Consider the following 20703-nt stretch of genomic DNA (forward strand, 5'->3'; position numbering starts at 1 on the left):
CATATGAAATCAGGTATATTTATAAGAAAAACAGCATTAAGTATTACTCTTCTCTTATTTATGGTCATACAGGCCTGTGAGAAACCTACTATGTTTACTGAATTGACCCCCGATAAAACGGGAATAAAGTTTTCAAATACTATTACAGAAGATGGTCATAATAATATTATGACTTATGAGTATACATATAACGGAGCAGGAGTGGCGGTGGGAGACGTGAATAATGATGGTTTGACAGACATTTATTTTGTAGGCAATCAGGTACCAAATAAATTATTTCTTAATCTAGGCGACTGGAAGTTTGAGGAAATTACCCTCCAGGCAGGTGTTCAAGGAAGAAGTGACTGGAAAACCGGGGTCACCATGGTGGATGTAAATGGAGACGGCTGGTTAGATATTTATGTTTCATATTCTGGAAATGCCCCTTCAGAAGGATATAATAAGGGCATTGTAAAAGAATATTCCGCCAGGTCAAACCAACTCTTTATAAATGACGGTGGGCAAAAAGGTAGAATTCCTACATTTACGGAGCGTGCTCAGGAATACGGTATTGATGCCAGGGGTACATTTACTTCGCAAGCCTACTTTTTTGACTACGACCTGGATGGTGACCTTGATATGTTCCTTTTGAACCATGCAAATATGTTTTATTCGGCCTTTTTTAACGTGCAAAAATTGAGAAGTCTAAGACACCCTTATTTCGGTAATAAATTGTATCGAAATGACAATCAAAGATTTACGGAAGTAACTGAAACAACTGGCATACATGGCAGTGGTCTTAATTTTGGGTTAAGTGCATCAATTTCTGATATTAACAAGGATGGGTGGCCAGATATATATGTTACTAATGATTACGAGGAACAGGATTTTTGTTATTTAAATAACGGAGATGGTACTTTTATGGAAATTTCCCATATCGCTATGGGACACCTTTCAAAATACGGTATGGGATCAGATATTGCTGATGTTAATAATGATGGCCTTCCTGATATTTATGTAGCGGATATGCTTCCTGAAGATAATTATAGACAAAAAATTTTGAAAGGACCCGATGAATATAATAAATTCTCCAAAGCGGTGGATAGCGGTTATCATCACCAATATATGAGAAATACTTTTCAGCTTAATCGTGGATTGGCAAAGGATTCAATACCGCGGTTCAGTGAAATCGCACAATTTTCTGGAATTTCGAATACCGATTGGAGCTGGGCCACACTCTTCGCAGATTTTGATAATGATGGGATGAAAGATCTTTTTATTACTAACGGCTATCTCCGGGATGTAACCAATCTTGATTTTGTAAACTTCACTACCAGTAAAGAAATATCTCAAGCTAATTCGAAAAATCAAGAAGTTGATTTGTTACCATTAATCAGCAAAATGCCAGCTACTAAAATTTCAAATTACTCTTTTAGAAACACCAATGGAATTCAATTTGAGAACAGAACATCAAACTGGGGATTGGATAAACCCTCTGTTTCTACCGGAGCAGCTTATGCAGACTTGGATAATGATGGGGACCTGGACCTAATAGTTAGCAATTTAAATGCTCCTGCCACTATTTTTCAGAACAATCAGCAGGATTTTTACAAAAACAATTATATTAAAATAAAACTGGAAGGTGAAGGCAACAATACATTCGGTCTGGGTGCAAAAATCATCACTACTTTAGAAGATCAGAAGCAACTTTATCATGAAGCCTATTACACCCGCGGATATTTATCTGCTGTTGAACCTCTATTAACCATAGGGATAGGTGAGGAGAAAATTCTTAAAAAGGTTGAGGTTGTCTGGCCCGATGGAGGGGTATCTGTTCACCACAACATTGAAGCTAATCAAGAATTAATTATTAAACAGGTTGATGCGGTCGATAGGTCCCGATCACTAATAGAAATTGAACCACCCTTATTTGAGGATGTGACTACAGTTTCAGGATTAGATTTTGTTCATAGGGAGAATGATTACGTGGACTTTCTGCACCAAGGACTGGTGCCGTATCAGTTGTCTCGCTTAGGAGGCCGATTAGCTGTTGGGGATGTAAATGGAGACGGTAATGATGATGTCTTTTTTGGAGGGGCTGCTGGTCAATCAGGACAGTTATATCTTGGCAGAGATGATGGAACTTTGGTAAAAGGACCAAGGGAACAGCCCTGGACAGCACCAGAAGATGTAGCGAGAGAGGATATAGACATACTCTTTTTTGATGCTGATTCTGATAATGATCTTGATATGTATGTTGTTAGTGGTGGAAATGAAAAACCTTCAGGATCTTCCTTTTATAAAGATCGGCTTTATCTCAATGATGGAACAGGGAACTTTGTAAAAACATTAAACTCACTGCCCCATACTTCTTTCAGTGGGGGTGTGGTGGTTTCAGCCGATTATGATAAGGACGGAGATATTGACCTCTTTGTAGGCGGACGGCATAAAGCGAAGAATTATCCATTTGCTTCACAAAGTATTTTACTGAGAAATGACACCCAGGATGGTATAGTGAAATTTACCAATACCGAAGAAAAAGCACTGCAAAAACTAGGAATGGTAACTGATGCGGTTTGGACGGATTCAGATAAGGATTCCTGGCCAGAACTTTTTATAGTGGGCGAATGGATGCCCCTGACCCTACTTAAAAACAACCGGGGAATTCTTACCAATAAAACTAAAGAACTAGACCTGGACACAACGCAGGGATGGTGGAGTAGTATAGATGCAGAGGATTATGACGGGGATGGGGATGTTGATTTTCTTCTGGGAAATGCTGGGCTTAATACACAACTGTTTGCCTCAAAAGCAGAACCTATGGTATATTACGTCCAGGATTTTAATAAGGACGGGAATTTTGATCCAGTACTATCCTATTATATCGACGGAGAAAGTTATCCTCTTCCTAGTAGAGATGAAATGCTTGGACAGGTAGCATCATTGCGCAAGAAATATACCTCTTATGATAAATATGCTAAAGCAACTATGGAAGATTTGCTTAAAGCAGGAAATGTTACAACTACATCGATTCTGGAGATTAATGAGCTAAGATCATTGTACCTCAATAATCTTGGTGATGGTAATTTTAATTTGTCGCCTTTACCAGGGATGTCCCAGATATCCATGATAAATGCTTTTGCTTTTGACGATTTTACAGGGAACGGGGTTAGTGATATCGTAGCGGTAGGTAATTTTTCTCCCTATAGGGTGAATTTTGGAAAATCTGATGCCTTAATGGGTGTTCTTTTAAATGTAATGGAAAATGAAGTTACCGTAGATAACCAGTTTTCGAATTTATGGCTAAGCGGTGATATTCGTGACGTCAGTATTATGGAATTTAATAGCGGGGCAAAAAGGATAATCCTCTCGCGGAATGACGACAAGGCAAGTCTCTATAAGTATAATTAGAGAAGGTAGTAAGTAAAAGACATTGCTGTTCGAAAAATTCGGGGAATTGGTTAAAACTGGCTTTTTTAATCAGTTATTACGAAAACGATTGATTAAAACCTCGTGTTGCAAATAGTTGAATATAGATATTAAAATTTTAGAATGATTATTAATTAAAACAATTACGCCAATGAAATGAAATCACCAAAATCAAGTGAGTAAAAGAAAAAAATCAGAAAAAGAAAATTCATTCATTTAATTAACCAGAAACGCGACCGGAGATAAAATCAGGTACGTTTTGAAATTTAAATTTAAATATGAATAAACTACTAATACTATTTTTTTATTTACCATTTATTATCTCTCCGGAGGTAGTTTTTGCAACAGGAGATAGTCCGGGTGTAGAAACGCTAAACCGGGAAGAATTCGTTTCGGATTTAAAACTTATAGATAATAATGAATTAGAACCACTGGAGCATTCCTCTAGAATAACACCCCCTGAGATACAACAGACCGTACGGGGTATCGTAACAGACCCAACCGGGATGCCAATACCCGGCGCCAATGTAATAGAGAAAGGAACTACAAATGGAGTAGTCACCGATTTTGATGGAAATTATGAAATTACCGTTGCTCCCGATGCTGTTTTAATTTTCTCCTATGTGGGTTTTTTGACTCAGGAGATGAGTGTAGATGGACAATCTACTTTGGAAGTAGAACTTCAGGAGGATCAGGCTCAATTGGATGAGGTTGTCGTCGTCGGATATGGCACCCAAAAAAGAGAAAATATAGTTGGATCAGTTGCCACGGTGGGTGGTGAAGAAATCCAAAAATCTGCAAACCTAAATGTCTCTAATGCGCTAACAGGTAGGATTCCAGGAGTGGTTGCTACTCAAGGTAGTGGTGAACCAGGCTATGATGGCTCTAATATTCGAATTCGAGGAACCAATACGTTGGGGGATAGTAGCCCATTAGTTGTAATTGACGGTATTCCTGCCAGAGCTGGCGGGTTTGAGCGATTAAACCCGGCGGATATTGCTGATATTTCGGTTCTTAAAGATGCTTCTGGAGCTATATATGGAGCTAGAGCAGCAAATGGTGTTATTTTAGTGACAACTAAAAGGGGAAGAGAAGGCAAGGCTCAATTGTCCTATAATTATAATATGGGCTTTACACAACCTACAGTAATTCCAGATTTAGCTGACGCCGTCCAATACGCTGAAATGAGAAATGATCTGGAAGTTTATAAACTCCCGGTTAATGAATGGGAATCTGCAAGTAGTGCTTTTCAATCATCCGGCGTATATACCCGCCCTGACGGAAATGAAGTGCTAGCACCCTTTACTCCGGAAGAATTTGAACTCTTTCGAAGCGGAGAAGATCCATGGAATTATCCCAACACGGACTGGTTCGGAGAAACCCTAAAAGATTGGTCTACCCAGCAAAAACATAATTTACAAATTAGTGGAGGAAGTGAGGATGTCAATCTAATTGCCTCGATTGATTATCAGGATCAAGATGCATTTTATAAAAATTCGGCGACAAATTATCAACAATACGGAATCCGTGTTAATATGGACGCTGAAATAAGTGATTATATCAGTACCCAAATTGGTGTATTAGGTAGAGAGGAAGATAGAAATTATCCCACTCAGGCTGCCTCAGATATTTTCCGGATGCTAATGAGAGGAAGTCCGGTATCTAATGCCTATTGGCCGAATGGATTGCCGGGTCCTGATATAGAGAATGGACAAAACCCTGTAGTAATTACAACAGATCAAACCGGATATGACCGGGATAAAAGATACTATTTTCAGACCAATGGAAAGGTTGTAATTGAAGCCCCCTGGGTAGAAGGACTTAAATTTACGGGTACCGCTGCTGTAGATAAATACGTTAGACAGAATAAAACTTGGCAAACGCCATGGTATTTGTATACGTGGCAAGGGGATTATGAGGATGATGGGGAAACTCCTGCATTAATAAGAGGCCAAAGAGGGCCAGCGGAGCCAAACTTAAATCAGGGAAATGAAGATCAGTTGAATATCCTATTAGGCGGAGTTTTAAGTTATGACAGAGATTTTGGGGACCACGAGATTAACCTTCTAGCAGGGGTAAACCGTGAAACTATTAAAAATGAGACTTTCGGTGCTTTCCGAAGGTATTTCCTATCAAACTCAGTCGATCAAATGTTCGCCGGAGGAAGAGAGGAACTCAACAATTCTGGAAGCGCTTGGGAGCGAGCAAGGCTAAATTATTTTGGTAGAGTAGGGTATAATTATAAACAGAAATACCTAGCTGAATTCTTGTGGAGATATGATGGTTCCTATATGTTTCCAGCAGATAACCGCTATGGATTTTTTCCTGGTTTTATGCTCGGATGGCGTATCTCTGAAGAAAATTTCTGGAAAGACAATATTTCTGTTGTAAACTTTTTGAAATTAAGGGGATCCTGGGGTCAAATGGGGAATGATAATGTATACTATGATGACGTGCTTCAGGAGTACCAATACTTTGCCACTTATGGATTAGGATCCTATGTTGCTGGAGGAGCTGTAAATCAAACCCTATTCGAAAGTAGAGTTCCTAATCCGCTAATTACATGGGAGGTTGCTAATAACTATAACCTGGGACTGGATGGTCAAATGTTTGAGGGAGCGATTAATTTTGAATTTGATGTATTTCTTAACAAACGTTCTAATATTCTTTGGAGACGAAACGCCTCTATTCCCCAATCAGCTGGGATGACGCTTCCAGCAGAAAATATTGGAGAAATTGAAAACAGAGGATTTGATTTTAATATTGGACACAGCGGTAAAGCCGGAGAAGTTACCTATAATGTAAATGTTAATGGAGGATATGCCAAAAACAAGATTATATTCTGGGATGAGGCACCGGGGGCACCAGAGTGGCAACGTACAACCGGAAGAACAATAAACTCTGGTTTGTATTATATCTATGATGGTGTTTTTGTAGATGAGGAAGAGATAGCTAATAATAATCTTGACTACAGTGATATTACTAATACCATCAGACCGGGGGATATGAAGTACCTGGATTATGACGGAGATGGTGCTATTACACCGGATGACAGGGTTCGTCGGGATAAAAATACCACTCCAACTTTCCAGGGGGGGCTTAATTTTGGAGCCCAATATAAGGGCTTTGATCTTTCCGTACTTTTTCAGGGTGCCGCTGGAGGAGAAATAAGAGTTGGTACTGATGAGGCCGGGTCCATTGGTAATTACTTGGAAGAACATTATGATAACCGTTGGACCGTAGAGAACCCAAGTTCCGTGCATCCTCGTATTACCGATCGTGGGGATCAGTATTATTCTTATAATAATACCTACTGGCTTCAAAGTACAGACTATATCCGTTTAAAAAATGTAGAACTGGGATATACACTTCCAGTAGAAATTGGAAAAAAGATTGGAATGAGCAGTCTAAGGGTATACACAAGCGGTTTTAACCTCATTACATGGAGTGGCATGACTGCCTATGATCCCGAAGTGACCAATTCCATTGGCCATTATTATCCACAATCTCGAATTTTGAATTTAGGGGTAGCAGTAACTTTTTAAATATTCTCGAAATATGAAAAATTATAGAATGAAAAATATAGGATATTACCTGCTCTTACTTTTTGCAGTAGTAGGTTGCAATGACGATTTTGTAGATACCCAACCTTTGGATGAATTTTCGCAGTCTGATGTTTGGGTAGATGCAGCCCTGGCAGAGGCCTTTGTACTGGAAATTTACAATGGATTAGGACAGGGAGGATTTGATGAACAAATGATGGCTTCACTATCCGACGAAGCTTTGTTTACACACCCTGGTAGAGGAATTAATACGATTACCGAATCCCGCTCCGGTCCTGCCGATAGAGGATTTATTAATTATACTTATAACTGGGGGGACTTATATGGTCGGATTCGTGCTACTAATATTGCCCTAGAAAATTTGGAAGAGCCTGGTTTTGATGATTCAGATATGGCTGATCGGCTTAGAGGAGAAGCCCTCTTTTTACGGGCGTATTACTACCATAATCTTTTAAGGATGCATGGAGGAGTACCTATAGTTGACAAAGTTTATACACTAGATTCCGAAGACCTGGAGATTCCGAGAAATACATTCGAAGAAACTGTCGAATTTATTGTTTCGGATTTAGACAATGCCAAACCTTTACTGGAAGGTTTAAATGTAGATGGAAGGGCTAGTATGGAAGCGGCTCTTGCCCTTAAAGCTAGAGTGTTATTATACGCGGCGAGCGATCTTCACCATATTCCAACAGCCAGTGTTAACTCGTCTGATATTGCTGGTTATTCTAATCCAGAATATCTTGGTTATGTAACTGGAAATCAACAAGATCGATGGAGAAGAGCACAAGCTGCAGCGAAAGAGGTTGTGGATCTAAATAGAGGATATAGACTAGACCTTATCGAACCTGTATCTGCGGAAGAAGGGGAAGAAAACTATATGGCACTCTCCCTTGGTGGAGGAAGTGTTATGGCAGATCCAGCGGCAGCTACAGAATTGCTTTTTGCACGTTATTTTGTAGCAGCAAAAAATGAATCGGGACAGCAAATAGGTCTCTTTAATGGTCCAAATGGATATCATAATTGGGCGGGAAATGCTCCTACTCAGAACTTGGTGGACAACTATGAACTGATAGATGGTAATGAGTTTAACTGGAACAATTCGGAACATGCCAATAATCCCTATGATAATCGGGATCCACGGTTCTATGCTACTGTTTTATATGATGGCGCTGATTGGAAACCCCGAACTGCAGATGTTGCAGGTAGTGATCCCTTTGATCAGATCCAAACCGGGACTTATGAAGTAAAGTCCGGTACCGGTGAAACCATAACTCATAATGGTTTAGATACACGGAATAGTGCCATAGAAGACTGGAATGGAACCCATACTGGTTATTATGTACGAAAATTTACAGATCCCGATCCTGCCATCGTCGACCAGAATGTTCGTCAGCAGATTCCTTTTCCCTTTCTTAAATATACCGAAGCTGCACTAAATTATGTTGAAGCATCTCTCGAGCTAGGGGAAGAAGATATAGCTAAAGAATGGCTTAATAAAATTCGTTTCAGAGCAGGTATGCCAGCGATTACTGCATCCGGACAAAACTTGAAGGAGCAATACAGACAGGAACGTCTGGTGGAGTTGGTGTATGAGGAGCATCGTTTTCATGATGCCCGAAGATGGATGATCGCTCCCCAGACCCTTGGAGAACAGGTACGAATTATCGATGTTGAAGGTTTTCTTAAACCGGGGGCCAATATTGAGGTATATAGATATGATCCCTCCAGTTATGATTATGAATATGAAGTCAGAGATCTCTCACCTGGAATAGAAAACCGTGAATGGCTAGATAAGATGTATTTCATAGCAATTCCCAGAGATGAAATGAACAGAAATGATCAGTTGGTCCAAAACCCTGGACATTAATTCCGGATAATTTATGGAAAATGTCGGGAAAGTAAGATTTTATACACATAAAATCTATTCCCGGCATTTCAATTATACATTAATTAATTTAAGAGAGTTAAATGAAAAATTATATAGCAATTTTTGCGCTATCCTTTTTAATATTTTCCTGCAAAGGTCAGGAAGAGAAAGAATCGAGAACCTTTAGTTTGTTTAATGGGCAAGACCTTTCCGGTTGGCATGTTGATGTTCCTGATATGGATAAGAATTCAAATGCACCGAATCCTTTTATAATTAGAGATGGGATGCTGGTAAGTCTTGGAACTCCCCAGGGGCATCTGATTACAGATGCTGAATATAAAAATTATAGACTGGATGTGGATTACCGTTTTCCTGGAGAACCCGGAAACTGCGGGGTACTGGTGCACGCTTCTACTCCACGTGCTTTATATGAGATGTTTCCTCAATCCATAGAAGTGCAAATGATGCATAAGAATGCAGGAGATTTCTGGTGTATCGTGGAGAACGTTGAGGTTCCTAATATGGAAGAACGCCGGGGACCTAAAGAAGACTGGGGGATCACCGAAGGTAAGGAGCGCAGAGTAAAGAATCTTACGGATGATTCTGAGAATCCTTTAGGGGAGTGGAACAATATGGTCATTGAATGCCGTGATGATACTATTAAAGTTTGGGTGAATGGCGACCTTGTCAATGAAGGTTTTAATCTAACTACAAAAAGTGGTCATATCGCACTCCAGGCAGAAGGTGCTGAAGTTGAATTCAAAAAATTAAAACTTACAAATTTATAGCGTGAGCAAGCGATATTTAAACTTTAATTAGAATATAAAATATGAATTTTAAAAATAGGCTGATAATTATACTACTCGTGTTTTCTGTAACGGAGGGATTTTCTCAACAGCAAGAACTAGAAAATTACACCCAGGAAATAGCAGGTTCAGACTTGATTATTGAAATGGTAGCTATCCCTTCCGGAACATTTACAATGGGCAGCCCTGAGAAAGAAGAAAATCGTTTAGAGGATGAAGGTCCTGCCAACAAAGTAAAAATAGATGCCTTTTGGATGTCTAAATATGAAATTACCTGGGAATTATACAATTTATTTGTGAACAGGGCCATAGATAAAGTACAATCTTCTAAAGCCTCTGATGTTGATATAGATGTTGATGCCGTTTCGGGCGCTACTATTCCTTATGTTGATATGAGCCTGGGTATGGGGACTGGTGAAGATCTGCCGGTTGGTAATGTCACCCAATATGCAGCTTCTAAATTCTGTGAGTGGCTTTCAGCCAAAACTGGCCATTTTTATCGGCTTCCAACTGAAGCCGAATGGGAATATGCTGCCAGAGCAGGAACTACCACAGCTTTTCATTTCGGTAATAATGTAGACCTGCTGGAGAAATACGCCTGGTATTATAAGAATAGCGATGATTCTTATCAGAAGGTAGGTCAAAAAAAACCGAATCCTTGGGGACTTTATGATATGTATGGGAATGTAGCCGAATGGACCTTGGATCAATACCTACCTGAAGCTTATGGCAGCAGGGACTCCATCACTGATAATCCATTTGAAATACCTGAAAAAGATTATCCACGATCTGTCAGGGGAGGCTCTTATTACGACGACGCGGAATTTCTTCGAAGCGCAGCACGTTTGGGATCAAGTGAGAACTGGAAAATGCGAGATCCCCAATTTCCTAAAAGCAAATGGTGGAATACAGATGCGCCCTATGTAGGATTTAGGATCATTAGGGTTCCAAATCCTCCGAAAACAACTGATTATGAAACTTTCTGGGGTCCTAGATCCCTTTAATCTTAAAATTAAAAATCATGAATAATTCTAAAAATAAACACAAACCAATCTTGCAATCTTCTAGAAGAGATTTTTGTAAAAATACAGCCCTCTTTACAGCAGGAGTGATGTTACCCGGGATGAAAATGGATACTATGGCCAATGTTTTCAATAACAAAACCTTAAAGCTTGCTGTGGTAGGCTGCGGAGGTCGCGGTACTGGAGCGGCCAACCAAGCTTTGAAAGCAGATGAGAATGTTGAACTTGTGGCTATGGCTGATGCTTTCGAAGATAGGTTGAGTGGTAGCTTACAAAGCTTACAAAAAGAATTTGAGGGAAGTAAAAGAGTAAATGTCCAGGATAAACATCGATATGTAGGGTTTGATGCATATAAAAAGGCAATAGACCAAGCCGATGTAGTTATCTTGGCCACACCACCTGGTTTCAGGCCGTATCACTTTGAATATGCTGTTAATGCGGGAAAACACGTATTTATGGAAAAACCGGTGGCTACCGATGTACCAGGTATACGAAAAGTATTGGAAATGGCAAAAATTGCTAAAGAAAATAAGCTCAATGTAGTGGTAGGTTTGCAGCGACATTATCAGAACAATTATCTTGCCATTGCAGAGAAGATTAAACAGAATGAAGTGGGGAAAATACTTTCCGGTCAGGTGTACTGGAACGGTGCCGGGGTTTGGGTAAATCCAAGGGAGTCGGGACAAAGTGAGATAGAATACCAAATGCGAAACTGGTACTATTTTAATTGGCTATGCGGAGATCATATCCTGGAACAACACATACATAATATTGATGTTGCTAACTGGTTTATTGGGGAGTATCCCGTTTCTGCTCAAGGTATGGGGGGGCGCTTGGTAAGGACAGGACCGGAACACGGGGAGATCTTTGACCATCATTTTGTAGAATTTAAGTATCCAAGTGGTGCGGTGATCTCCAGCCAGTGTCGCCATCAACCTGGAACGTGGACCAAAGTGGGTGAAGCATTCCAGGGCACCAAGGGTATCATTGACATGAACGACGCAGGAGCAGCCAATATCACAGATTTGGAAGGAAATAATATTTTTGAATATAGAAACCGCAGGGATCCCAATCCATATCAGGTAGAACACGACAAACTATTTGCTTCTATAAGAAATAAGGGAGTTATAAGTGATGCGGAAAACGGAGCTAAAAGTACTATGACCGCTATTATGGGAAGAATGGCAACATACTCAGGTCAAGTAATTAACTGGGAGGAAGCCTTAAAATCGGATCAAGTATTAATGCCAAAAGAGGTAACTTGGGAATCTACCCCTCCAACAGTACCGGGAGAAGATGGATTATATCCGATCCCAACCCCCGGAAAAACAAAGGTGATATAAATATTATGCTGGCAGTTTCTTATTTAACACAGATACTGTTTGTCTAATAAAAAATACGAGCATCGAGAAATTTTTTCTATGCTCGTATTATCTTTAAAATCATTCTACCTTTCCTCCATTCTTTTTCTAGAGTGATTCATAAGGCTCTTATTCAGAAGTAAATAGTGATATATGTTACCATCCCAACCCTATTGTAATCTTCAAAATTTTATACGCTTCCAGGTCCCTTGTAGAATCTGATTCAATTTTATAGTTAATGAAAATGGTGAGAGTCCGATTTTATATATTAATGTAAATTTAATCGCAGCTTATTAGCTGGAAGAAAAGGAAAAAAGCAAGATGATTATGCAAATATTTACTAGTTTGAGGTCGTTGGATAAAACTAAACAATAGAAAACTGATGTGACGTTATCCCTCTAAATATTGTCGCATTTAACCTTTAAAATTCTAATGACGACCTGGTAAATTTGTTCAAACGGATATTTTACTATCTGTAAACATTTGAACAAACTAAATCTTGAAACACAAATAGGCATTGAGGTATAATCGCAGACAAAAATAGCGCTACATATTGAATGGTTTAGAACTGGAAAAAACAATTACAAAGCTTTCATTTAATCCAAATAAATCAATTCTGATAAGCAGCTTATGGTACTAGAAGGGGTTATGGCTCATTAGAAACTAGCAATATAAACACAGCAATGCATTATTTAAATTTACAAACCATTTTGTAATTTTGAAATAACCTTTGGTGAGCTGAACTTTCACTATGGAAACTGAATTCCGATTGGAATTTACAAAAGAACCACTCAAAAATTTTACGAAACCGAGGCATTGTTTCAGTTCAGCCAATTACATTTCATAACCCCTAAACAAATTTGGCCATGGAAACGATTTTTAGAACTAGTATTAGATACGAATTAATAGAGTGTATAAAGAAGGTCAATAAAAACGATAAAGCCAAATGGGGGCAAATGAATGTTTATCAAATGCTCAAACATACTACCTATTGGAATGGATGGATTCTCGGGAAAGAAGACCATACTTATAAACAGATATTGAAAGAATATTTGGCAAAATAGCATTAAAAAGAATGATAAAGGAGGAAAAACCTTTTGATAAAAATATTCCTACTTCTGAACAGTTCAAAGCAAAGGAGTTAAATGCTAACTTGGAATCCGAAAAATCTAATTGGATTTCATTACTTAATGAAATTATAGTAATTCTAAATTCATCCACGACTTTTTTGGAAAAATGTCAAGAGAGCAGATTGGGATACTAGTTTACACACTTTACGGGATAGTGTCTTTTTTATCCATGTAGTTTTAAATTATTTATTCCATTGAAGCATTGTGGAAATAAAAAATAAATGTAGTTCCCTCCTTTGGTTTGCTTTCTACTTTTATAGGTGCATCATGCTCCTCAAGAATATTCTTTACTGAACTTAAACCCACACCCATCCCTGTTTCTTTTTTGCTATAAAAAGCTTCAAATAACCTATCAATTTCCTCCTGTTCAAGTCCGTGTCCATTATCGGTAATGCTCAACTGGAAATCGGTTTTGTGTTTCTTTACTTCCACTGTAATAATGCCTTCTTCAGGAATCGTGGCCTCACTTGCATTCACAATTATATTTAGAAGCGCAATTTTAAGTTTAGCTGCATCAGCCATAATACTATATGGGCCAATGTAGTTTTTGATAACTTTAATTCCAGAAAGATAAATCCTGTCTGAAGCCATATTAATAGTTTCATCTAGAATTTCAGCAAGATTCTGTTTTTTCAAAACTGCAGGGGTGTAATTAGCGGAATTAAGCAAATTATTTACCAGGTTATTGAGGGTTTTAGTGCTGCGTGTAAGAATCTCCAGGTAGGTGTTGTAATTTTCTTTTTCTCCAGCCAGTTTAGTACCAATTACTTTTGTTGCCATTCCAATACTGGCAAGGGGATTTCGTAATTCGTGTGCAAAGGTACGAGCAAGTTCACCCTGAATTGAAAGCTTTTCGGCTTTTAAAAGTGCTTTTTTGGTGTTTTTTAAGTTATGAATATTTCTCACTAACAAAACATACTCCTCAACCCAGGATTCATCTCTACGGTGAAATACTTTTCCGCGAACATTAAACCACTCCCAGCTGGTACGTTGAAGTTTTAAACGAATTTCTATATCATGGATATCATCATCAGATGATTTTAATAATTTTCTGTGCATATCCATTACTGTTTCCCTGTCACGAGGATGAATAAAAGGAAGCAATTTTTCCAATGGCATCCCCTGTACTTTTTCCTTTGTGATCCCACCTTCTTTAAAAATATCCTTATTTATGTACCTAACGTTAAATTGTGAAAGGTTAAAAATAATTATAGTTTCAGGAGAGGTCCGTACCAATTGTTGCTTAAATCTGATGTTTTCTTTTAGTTCTTCGTCTTTAATTTTCCGCTCAGTAATGTCTTCCAAAGTTGCTATTAATAATTCTCCTTGCTTCCTTGCGGTTAGCCTAAACCAGTGGTTGTAGGTATCTTTGTCAAAATAAAGCTCTTTATCCATAGGTTTCCCCGACTTCACCACTTCTTTCAAAGCGTCGTACATTCCCATTTCTACGCCATATTTGGAAACTTCCAGGTACGTTTTTCCTATTGGATCTTGTTCCATATATAAAGAGCGTAAAACTTGATTTATTCTCAAAAATTTAAAATCATGTACTTCTCCAGCTTCATTAAAAAGCGATTGAAAAACAACTATCGCAAGATTTGTGGTTTCAAAAACACTTTGGAGCAACTCGTTGCTTACTTCTAAATCTCTTTGTCGCCTAATTGCCTTTTGCTCCAGGTCTTTCTCTACAATTTTTCGGTCAGTGATATTTCTAAAAAGCACTCCAATTTTTTTGCAATTGGAATCTCCCAATTTAAACACATATATATCCAACCAAGAATCGTTCAAATTAGCAGAAGTATCCTGGAAACGAATAGGTTTTCCACTTTCTACCACTTCTCCATAAGTTTTTAACCACTCTAAACGAGGGGATTCAAATAACTCCCTAACCGTCTTACCGGAAACATCCTTGAGGTTTATTTGCTTTTCAAATGCAGGGTTTGTCTTTTCAAAATATATGTCTACTGGATTTTTCTGACTGTCATAAATTATTTCAGCAATAAAGAAAGCATCATCCATAGAGTTGAACAACTGTTGGTATTCACTTTCAATACCTTTATCTTTCAAAATTGCCTTTTCAGTATTTTTAATTTTATCTTTATTTTCGGGATCCACATCATTTATAAGACTTAATACTACCTGCCCCTTCTTATCAGTACTGCCTTTATACAGGCGATCTTTAAACCGAAACTTTTTATAATTTCCGTACTTACCCTTTAGTCGTGCAAACCTCATAATTTCTTTTTCGGGGAGTAGCTCTTTCATAGACTTCAAATGGGCTATATAGCCCGGATAGTCTTCAGGATGAAGAAATTCCTTATAAAAGCAAAGATCATTGAATACGGTAGGTTCAACACCACAATATGCCGCTGCAATATTGTTTATATATTCAATTTTAGAATTCTCAAGATTTACCAATAGTAGGAAACCGTGATCATTGTGTGACCAGTTTTTAAAATCAATTTTCTCTTCAAGCATAGATTGGGACTATTTGTCTGAAACAATAATTAAACAATTGTTAATTAATTCAAACGAATATAGGCTTTTAAAATATAGAACTTTTGAACCTGTCAATATGATTAAAAATTGTGCGGTTAGTGTTAAAACCAAAAACTCCTTTAAATGGTGCCTAATACATATTAATTATATTCTTAGCCTGTTTATTGTAAAGCAAATAGGGAATGGCCATATAAGGACAAATAAAAGTAAAAGTACTGGTAAAAGTGGTATAATTTTGATAATTACTCTACCAAGACATTAATATTTCTAAAGGTTCTAATATTGGAACTTTAAAAGAAAACCGAGCTTATCACTACAACTAAAAGCGTTAGACTAACCCCAATAATAAAGCCCATCAGAAAATCATGTCTTATTTCCTTCTTTATAAAAGATTTGGGATTTAATATTTATGAAACTCTTCTTGCATAGAAAATCCAAATTATAACAAGAGAGGAGGAGTCTTTTCCGGATTTCCGTAAACCTGCGGTTTTTTCTGAGATCTTCACTCTTTATTGGCATCTTCAGGCACGTCAGTATTCGGGATTAAGAATTGAAAAATGTTATAGTTTCCTCTAAACGAAAACTATGAATAAACACCTTTGCTTTTTTCTATTATAATCATTACAGTTGTAATCAGAATTCAAAAAGCAAGTTTTGGGAAGAATGAAAACTATCGTTTATCGATAAAAATATATTCAGAATATTTGCTTTTTTAGCCCTCGCTAGCAGCGATGCTAACTTTCCTGTAAGACAAATTCAGATATTGAATTCGTCTTACAGGTAATAAACTATTTAGATTCAACAGCTTTGAGGAGAGGCTTCATATTATAGTTTTATAAGCTATTGCACTTTTCCCTGGATAAAAATGATATTTGTTAGCCTTTCAGCTGTTAGGAAGGAAATTCATAGCTTAATTAGCTTTCCACTCTTCTTTCCATAACATTTGTTCTTCCTTTGAAAGGAACGTCCAAGCTACAATTCGGCTGCTTTTATTGCCGGTTCCCATAGCAATGGTTTTAAGCTTAGTGGGTTTTACTTTGTCCAATAATTTATAAATACCCTTAAGGTTAGATTGCTTTGATACCAAAGTTGAAAACCAGAAACATCTTTTAGCAAATTCTTCACTGTCGCGAATCATGTTTTTGATGAATTGATATTCTCCACCATCGTAGATAAGTTCATTTCTGGCTCCTGAGAAATTTAGTTTAGCTTCAGGTGCTTTTTTCCCTGAGAGGTTCCTTAATTTTCGTCGACTACCTTTTTGAGCTTCTTCGATGGAGGAATGAAAGGGTGGGTTGCACATCGTGAAATCAATTTTATCTTTTCTCTCGATTATTCCCTGGAAAATTGCAGTCGGATCTTTTTGTAATCTGCAATCAACTTTGTCTGTTAGGGATGGATTTGAATTAATAACTTGCTCAGCTGAGTCAATTGATTTGGGATCAATGTCAGTAGCTATAAAGTTCCAATCGTATTCTGTAACGCCAATAATAGGGTAGATGCAAGATGCTCCAACTCCTACATCAAGACCACAAATTTGACTCCCTTTTTGTATTTTATCTGCATTGCTTTCGCTCAGTAAGTCAGCAATATAGTGAAGGTAGTCAGCTCTACCCGGGATGGGGGGGCATAAATTCTCATCAGGGAACTGCCAATTGTTTATACCATAATAATGCTTTAGGAGCGCCTTATTTAGAAGTTTTACGGCAAATGGATTTGAAAAATCTACGGAATCACTTCCATATTTATTGAGCTTAATATGGTTTTTTAATTGGGGAATAGCATTAATCAAGGCTTCCAAGTCATAAGGTTCCCTGTTTCTATTCCGATTATGTAATCTGGTTTTGTGTGGTTTATTTTTTGATGGCATAGGTTTCTGCGGTTTCTTAAATATGCAAATGTTTAGTTTCCTTGGAAAGTGCTCAATATAAGAATTGAATATATGCCAATACTATTTTATATGAGGTGAATATTATAATTACACCTTTCGGTATGCTTTTCTTACTAATTCACACTTCAGATAAAGGAAAGAATCACCAATATTACAACAATTACAGAGCTATCATCGGTTGAAGGGTGAACCTTTTTTGTTGCGTGGCTCGCGCGTCAGATAGGAAAAAATGATGGATAGAATATTTCGAAGTGTGGCCACTACTGAGCATTAATGAATACACTACCATTTGTAGTTAAAATAAGTGATGGCAAAAATTACTCTTTAAAGGATTAATTAACTGCAGGTATAAATCTTAACCATAACCAATTTTTATCTGATCCCCGTAGTCAATTTGCATTTCTTCAACGTGAAACCTTATTTGTACCTCTTCATTGGTGGTAAGGGAACGATAATAATAATCTATATATAGCAGTTCCTCGTGTTCTGCAGGTAAAGCAATGGTTATTTTACGCTTACTTCTGTTTTGACATAATAGTATAAGCCTATCATCAATATATCGAGTTTCCTGAATATTTAAAACTTCTATATCCTTGCCTTCTTTAGTTTCAGTTACAATGGTTACATCATTGGGTTCAAAAACAATTCTACGGTTTATTTTTTCGAATTGCGACCTGAAAATATTAGGATAAGTTTCAGTAAAAGTAGAGTTATAAACTTCTTGCCCTATAAGGAAACAGGGTATAAATATAAATACCAGGCAAAGGGTTTTCATTCTCTTAAAGTTATAATATTTAATCATTTAGAAGGTTGCAATTCATAAAAAAATGCAAAGTGATTTTTAAAAATGGAACATTTTCTGGTTTTTATTTACACTACCCCGAATAATCTTTACTATTCCATATATCATTTTAATAGCAGTTCTTTTCTTGTATTCATCAAAAATTCTAGTGTTGGATTTTGTGTTAGATTGACCAATGGAATATGGAAATTATGTAATTAGTGTCTTTTTTCTTAATATATTGTTAATAACTATAGATATTAATATAAACCTAAAAGTAGATATTTTTTAAATTTGGAGTCCCTACTCATTTTTTGACCACCAACGTTACTTTATACATTCATTATTTTTAAAGCTATCTCGAATTAAATTTAAGGCAATTTGAGGTTGATAGCTGTAAGTAATTCGTAATTTCTTAAAAGAAAGACCAATGGGAGTGAAGGTGGCGAAGCCATGTAATTTTTTGATTAAGATGTATGGCTGTAAGGAAGGGAATAAACAGGCTGCATTTTAATATATAAGGATAGAGTTTAAGTTTTTTCTCCATATAGGTTTGCCAGGTTACAAGGATATATTTCTTTTTTCCGTTTTCTTACCGGGTTAGAAAATCAAATTCGTATACAAAAAGGTAAACTTCCTTTTTGCTGTTTTTCCAATAGTGCGTAAAGAAATTAGGATCGAAACCGTGTTGTTTTAAAATGTCAACTCTAACCGTGGCTTTCCCTGCTTTGTTGAAGCTTTTAAAAATTCTTCGATTAGTTTTTAATTGGCGGTCTACTTTTGCATAAAATCCGGCAGCTCCTCCTTTGGTTTTTTGATAATGCCAGGCACTTTTACAATATGGGTCACAAAATTTTTTATCAGGTCGCCCTTCTAGTTCTTTATTGCAGGCCAGGCAATTTTTTTTAGTATCCATAACTATCAAGCCGTTTTAGTCGTATAATATACGGATAATAAACGTTTTAGGGTTTAAGTTTGTTTACATTTAGATAGCAATAAATGAGCAGGCCATATGGATAGGAAGTATATTACATTAAAGAATTTAATCCTTGATAAGGAAAAATGTATAGGTTTAAAATTCTTTACCGATAAAGTAGTGCAGGCTATGGTAAACTACTTACCCGAGGTAAAATGGAGTGAGAAGTTTCGCATGAATTATATTTTAAACACACCAGAGAACCTGGAGCTTATTTTTAAAACCTTACGTGGGTGGCCTGGATCAATTGCAATCATTTCTATTCCAGGGCCAGTTTTGGACGCGAGGAAGAACCTGTGAACGTTCAAAAACTGCAAAATAGGGAAGAGGTAAGAGGAAGGCGATATTGTCCTGGAAGTTACCTTAGTAAGTTAAAATTAAAGAGGTATGCCAATAGCACGATCAAAACCTATGTTTCTTGTTTCGAAACTTTCATAAATCATTACAGTGATAGGGAGATAAAGGATTTGAACGAAGAAGATATAAGATTGTACCTTCAAAAGTTGATACGAGAGAATTTCTCTCATTCTTATATTAACCAGGCCATTAATGCTATTAAATTTTATTATGAAGTGGTACTGGAAATGCCCAATAGGTTTTATTCATCAAAACATAGAGAGCAGTCGGCAAATTTTAATTTATTAGTAGTTGGATTTATCTTCGGGAAGAGAAAAAAGCTACGCTTTAAAACCATTCCTAGCCGCCCGATTTTGAGAAAGTGAATGAATTATACGCCGCAAATTGAAACCGTAGTACTCCAAACATCACCAAAATGCAAAAATTATTCGAGCATATAAACAAATACACTTCTATAGACACTGCCGCCTTTGAAGAAATCATCTCATTTTTCACTATAAAATCGGTCAGTAAAAAAGAAAATATTTACACAGCAGAAAGTAAGGCTTTACACCATTATTTTGTTTTAAACGGCTGCATTCATTTGTACTTTATTAATGATCGAGGAGCGGAGCAAACCTTACAATTTGCAATTGAAAACTGGTGGATTACCGACTATTTAGCCTTTCAAAATAACAGAAGCTCTGAGTTCTGTATTCAGGCGGTGGAAAAATCAGAAATTCTTCAAATAACTTATCAGGATCAGGAAGAACTACTTCGGAGATTTCCGCAAATGGAAACTTATTTCAGAAAGGTTTATCAGACAGCTTATGGCGCGGCCATGATGCGGATTAAATACATCTTCAGTTATTCAAAAGAAGATATCTATTTTGAATTTAAGGATGCTTTTCCCAATTTTGTTAATAACGTGCCTCAGTATTTAGTAGCAACCTATTTAGGGCTATCTCCCGAATATGTTAGCAAATTACGACGGAAAAGCATTTCTTGAACCAGTTCAATTTTAGTTAGGTCAAAGGCTTATAAATTTGTTCCAAATCAAAAT

At 37.1% G+C, this 20703-nt stretch carries 15 protein-coding genes; 11 read left to right on the forward strand and 4 right to left on the reverse strand.

Annotated elements, in window-relative coordinates; genetic code table 11:
- Positions 1 to 3 precede the first annotated feature (3 nt).
- The 8 genes from B5X53_RS06230 (at position 4) to B5X53_RS19130 (ending at position 13291) form a co-directional block, all read left to right on the forward strand.
- Positions 4 to 3390 carry a VCBS repeat-containing protein gene (locus B5X53_RS06230; RefSeq protein WP_101023120.1) on the forward strand — a complete coding sequence of 1129 codons (3387 nt, stop codon included), beginning with the start codon at positions 4 to 6 and terminating at the stop codon, positions 3388 to 3390.
- A 296-nt stretch (positions 3391 to 3686) separates the two neighbouring features.
- Positions 3687 to 6953, forward strand: coding sequence for a SusC/RagA family TonB-linked outer membrane protein (locus B5X53_RS06235; RefSeq protein ID WP_079712378.1), 3267 nt, complete (start codon positions 3687 to 3689; stop codon positions 6951 to 6953).
- A 28-nt stretch (positions 6954 to 6981) separates the two neighbouring features.
- Positions 6982 to 8838: a RagB/SusD family nutrient uptake outer membrane protein gene (locus B5X53_RS06240; protein ID WP_198550764.1), complete on the forward strand. Its 1857-nt coding sequence runs from the start codon at positions 6982 to 6984 to the stop codon at positions 8836 to 8838.
- Between the two features lie 101 nt (positions 8839 to 8939).
- A complete protein-coding gene (locus B5X53_RS06245; protein WP_079712380.1) occupies positions 8940 to 9626 on the forward strand; it encodes a 3-keto-disaccharide hydrolase in 687 nt (228 codons plus the stop codon).
- Between the two features lie 41 nt (positions 9627 to 9667).
- A complete protein-coding gene (locus B5X53_RS06250; RefSeq protein WP_079712381.1) occupies positions 9668 to 10648 on the forward strand; it encodes a formylglycine-generating enzyme family protein in 981 nt (326 codons plus the stop codon).
- A gap of 17 nt (positions 10649 to 10665) precedes the next feature.
- Complete coding sequence (locus tag B5X53_RS06255) at positions 10666 to 12009, forward strand: Gfo/Idh/MocA family protein (RefSeq protein ID WP_079712382.1); 1344 nt, start codon at positions 10666 to 10668, stop codon at positions 12007 to 12009.
- 884 nt (positions 12010 to 12893) lie between these two features.
- Positions 12894 to 13091, forward strand: a complete 198-nt coding sequence (locus B5X53_RS19125) for a hypothetical protein (protein WP_198550765.1) — start codon at positions 12894 to 12896, stop codon at positions 13089 to 13091.
- Positions 13092 to 13102: 11 nt separating this feature from the next.
- Positions 13103 to 13291 (forward strand): hypothetical protein, encoded by a 189-nt coding sequence (locus tag B5X53_RS19130; protein WP_198550766.1) that lies wholly within the window; start codon positions 13103 to 13105, stop codon positions 13289 to 13291.
- 52 nt (positions 13292 to 13343) lie between these two features.
- On the opposite strand, the gene B5X53_RS06265 is transcribed toward B5X53_RS19130, so the two are convergent.
- The 4 genes from B5X53_RS06265 to B5X53_RS06280 all read right to left on the reverse strand — a co-directional run bounded on the left by B5X53_RS06265 (position 13344) and on the right by B5X53_RS06280 (position 19244).
- Positions 13344 to 15635, reverse strand: a complete 2292-nt coding sequence (locus tag B5X53_RS06265; RefSeq protein WP_079712383.1) for a sensor histidine kinase — start codon at positions 15633 to 15635, stop codon at positions 13344 to 13346.
- Between the two features lie 931 nt (positions 15636 to 16566).
- Positions 16567 to 17526: a 23S rRNA (adenine(1618)-N(6))-methyltransferase RlmF gene (rlmF, locus tag B5X53_RS06270; protein WP_079712384.1), complete on the reverse strand. Its 960-nt coding sequence runs from the start codon at positions 17524 to 17526 to the stop codon at positions 16567 to 16569.
- 376 nt (positions 17527 to 17902) lie between these two features.
- The gene (locus B5X53_RS06275; protein WP_101023122.1) at positions 17903 to 18322 is read right to left on the reverse strand and encodes a hypothetical protein; all 420 of its coding nucleotides are present in this window, start codon (positions 18320 to 18322) and stop codon (positions 17903 to 17905) included.
- A 598-nt stretch (positions 18323 to 18920) separates the two neighbouring features.
- Positions 18921 to 19244 (reverse strand): hypothetical protein, encoded by a 324-nt coding sequence (locus B5X53_RS06280; RefSeq protein WP_079712386.1) that lies wholly within the window; start codon positions 19242 to 19244, stop codon positions 18921 to 18923.
- Between the two features lie 96 nt (positions 19245 to 19340).
- Between B5X53_RS06280 and B5X53_RS19135 the strand changes: the two genes are divergently transcribed.
- The 3 genes from B5X53_RS19135 to B5X53_RS06290 are packed head-to-tail and all read left to right on the forward strand — an operon-like array spanning position 19341 to position 20649.
- A complete protein-coding gene (locus B5X53_RS19135; protein WP_157822124.1) occupies positions 19341 to 19604 on the forward strand; it encodes a hypothetical protein in 264 nt (87 codons plus the stop codon).
- Positions 19601 to 20026: a site-specific integrase gene (locus B5X53_RS19610; RefSeq protein WP_394365766.1), complete on the forward strand. Its 426-nt coding sequence runs from the start codon at positions 19601 to 19603 to the stop codon at positions 20024 to 20026. The genes B5X53_RS19135 and B5X53_RS19610 overlap by 4 nt, the downstream gene beginning before the upstream one ends.
- A gap of 50 nt (positions 20027 to 20076) precedes the next feature.
- Entirely contained in the window at positions 20077 to 20649 is a 573-nt protein-coding gene (locus B5X53_RS06290; protein WP_079712388.1) for a Crp/Fnr family transcriptional regulator, read from the forward strand.
- Positions 20650 to 20703: the final 54 nt, after the last annotated feature.

Source organism: Salegentibacter salinarum (assembly GCF_900168115.1).
In the GTDB taxonomy this organism is placed as follows: Bacteria; Bacteroidota; Bacteroidia; order Flavobacteriales; family Flavobacteriaceae; genus Salegentibacter; species Salegentibacter salinarum.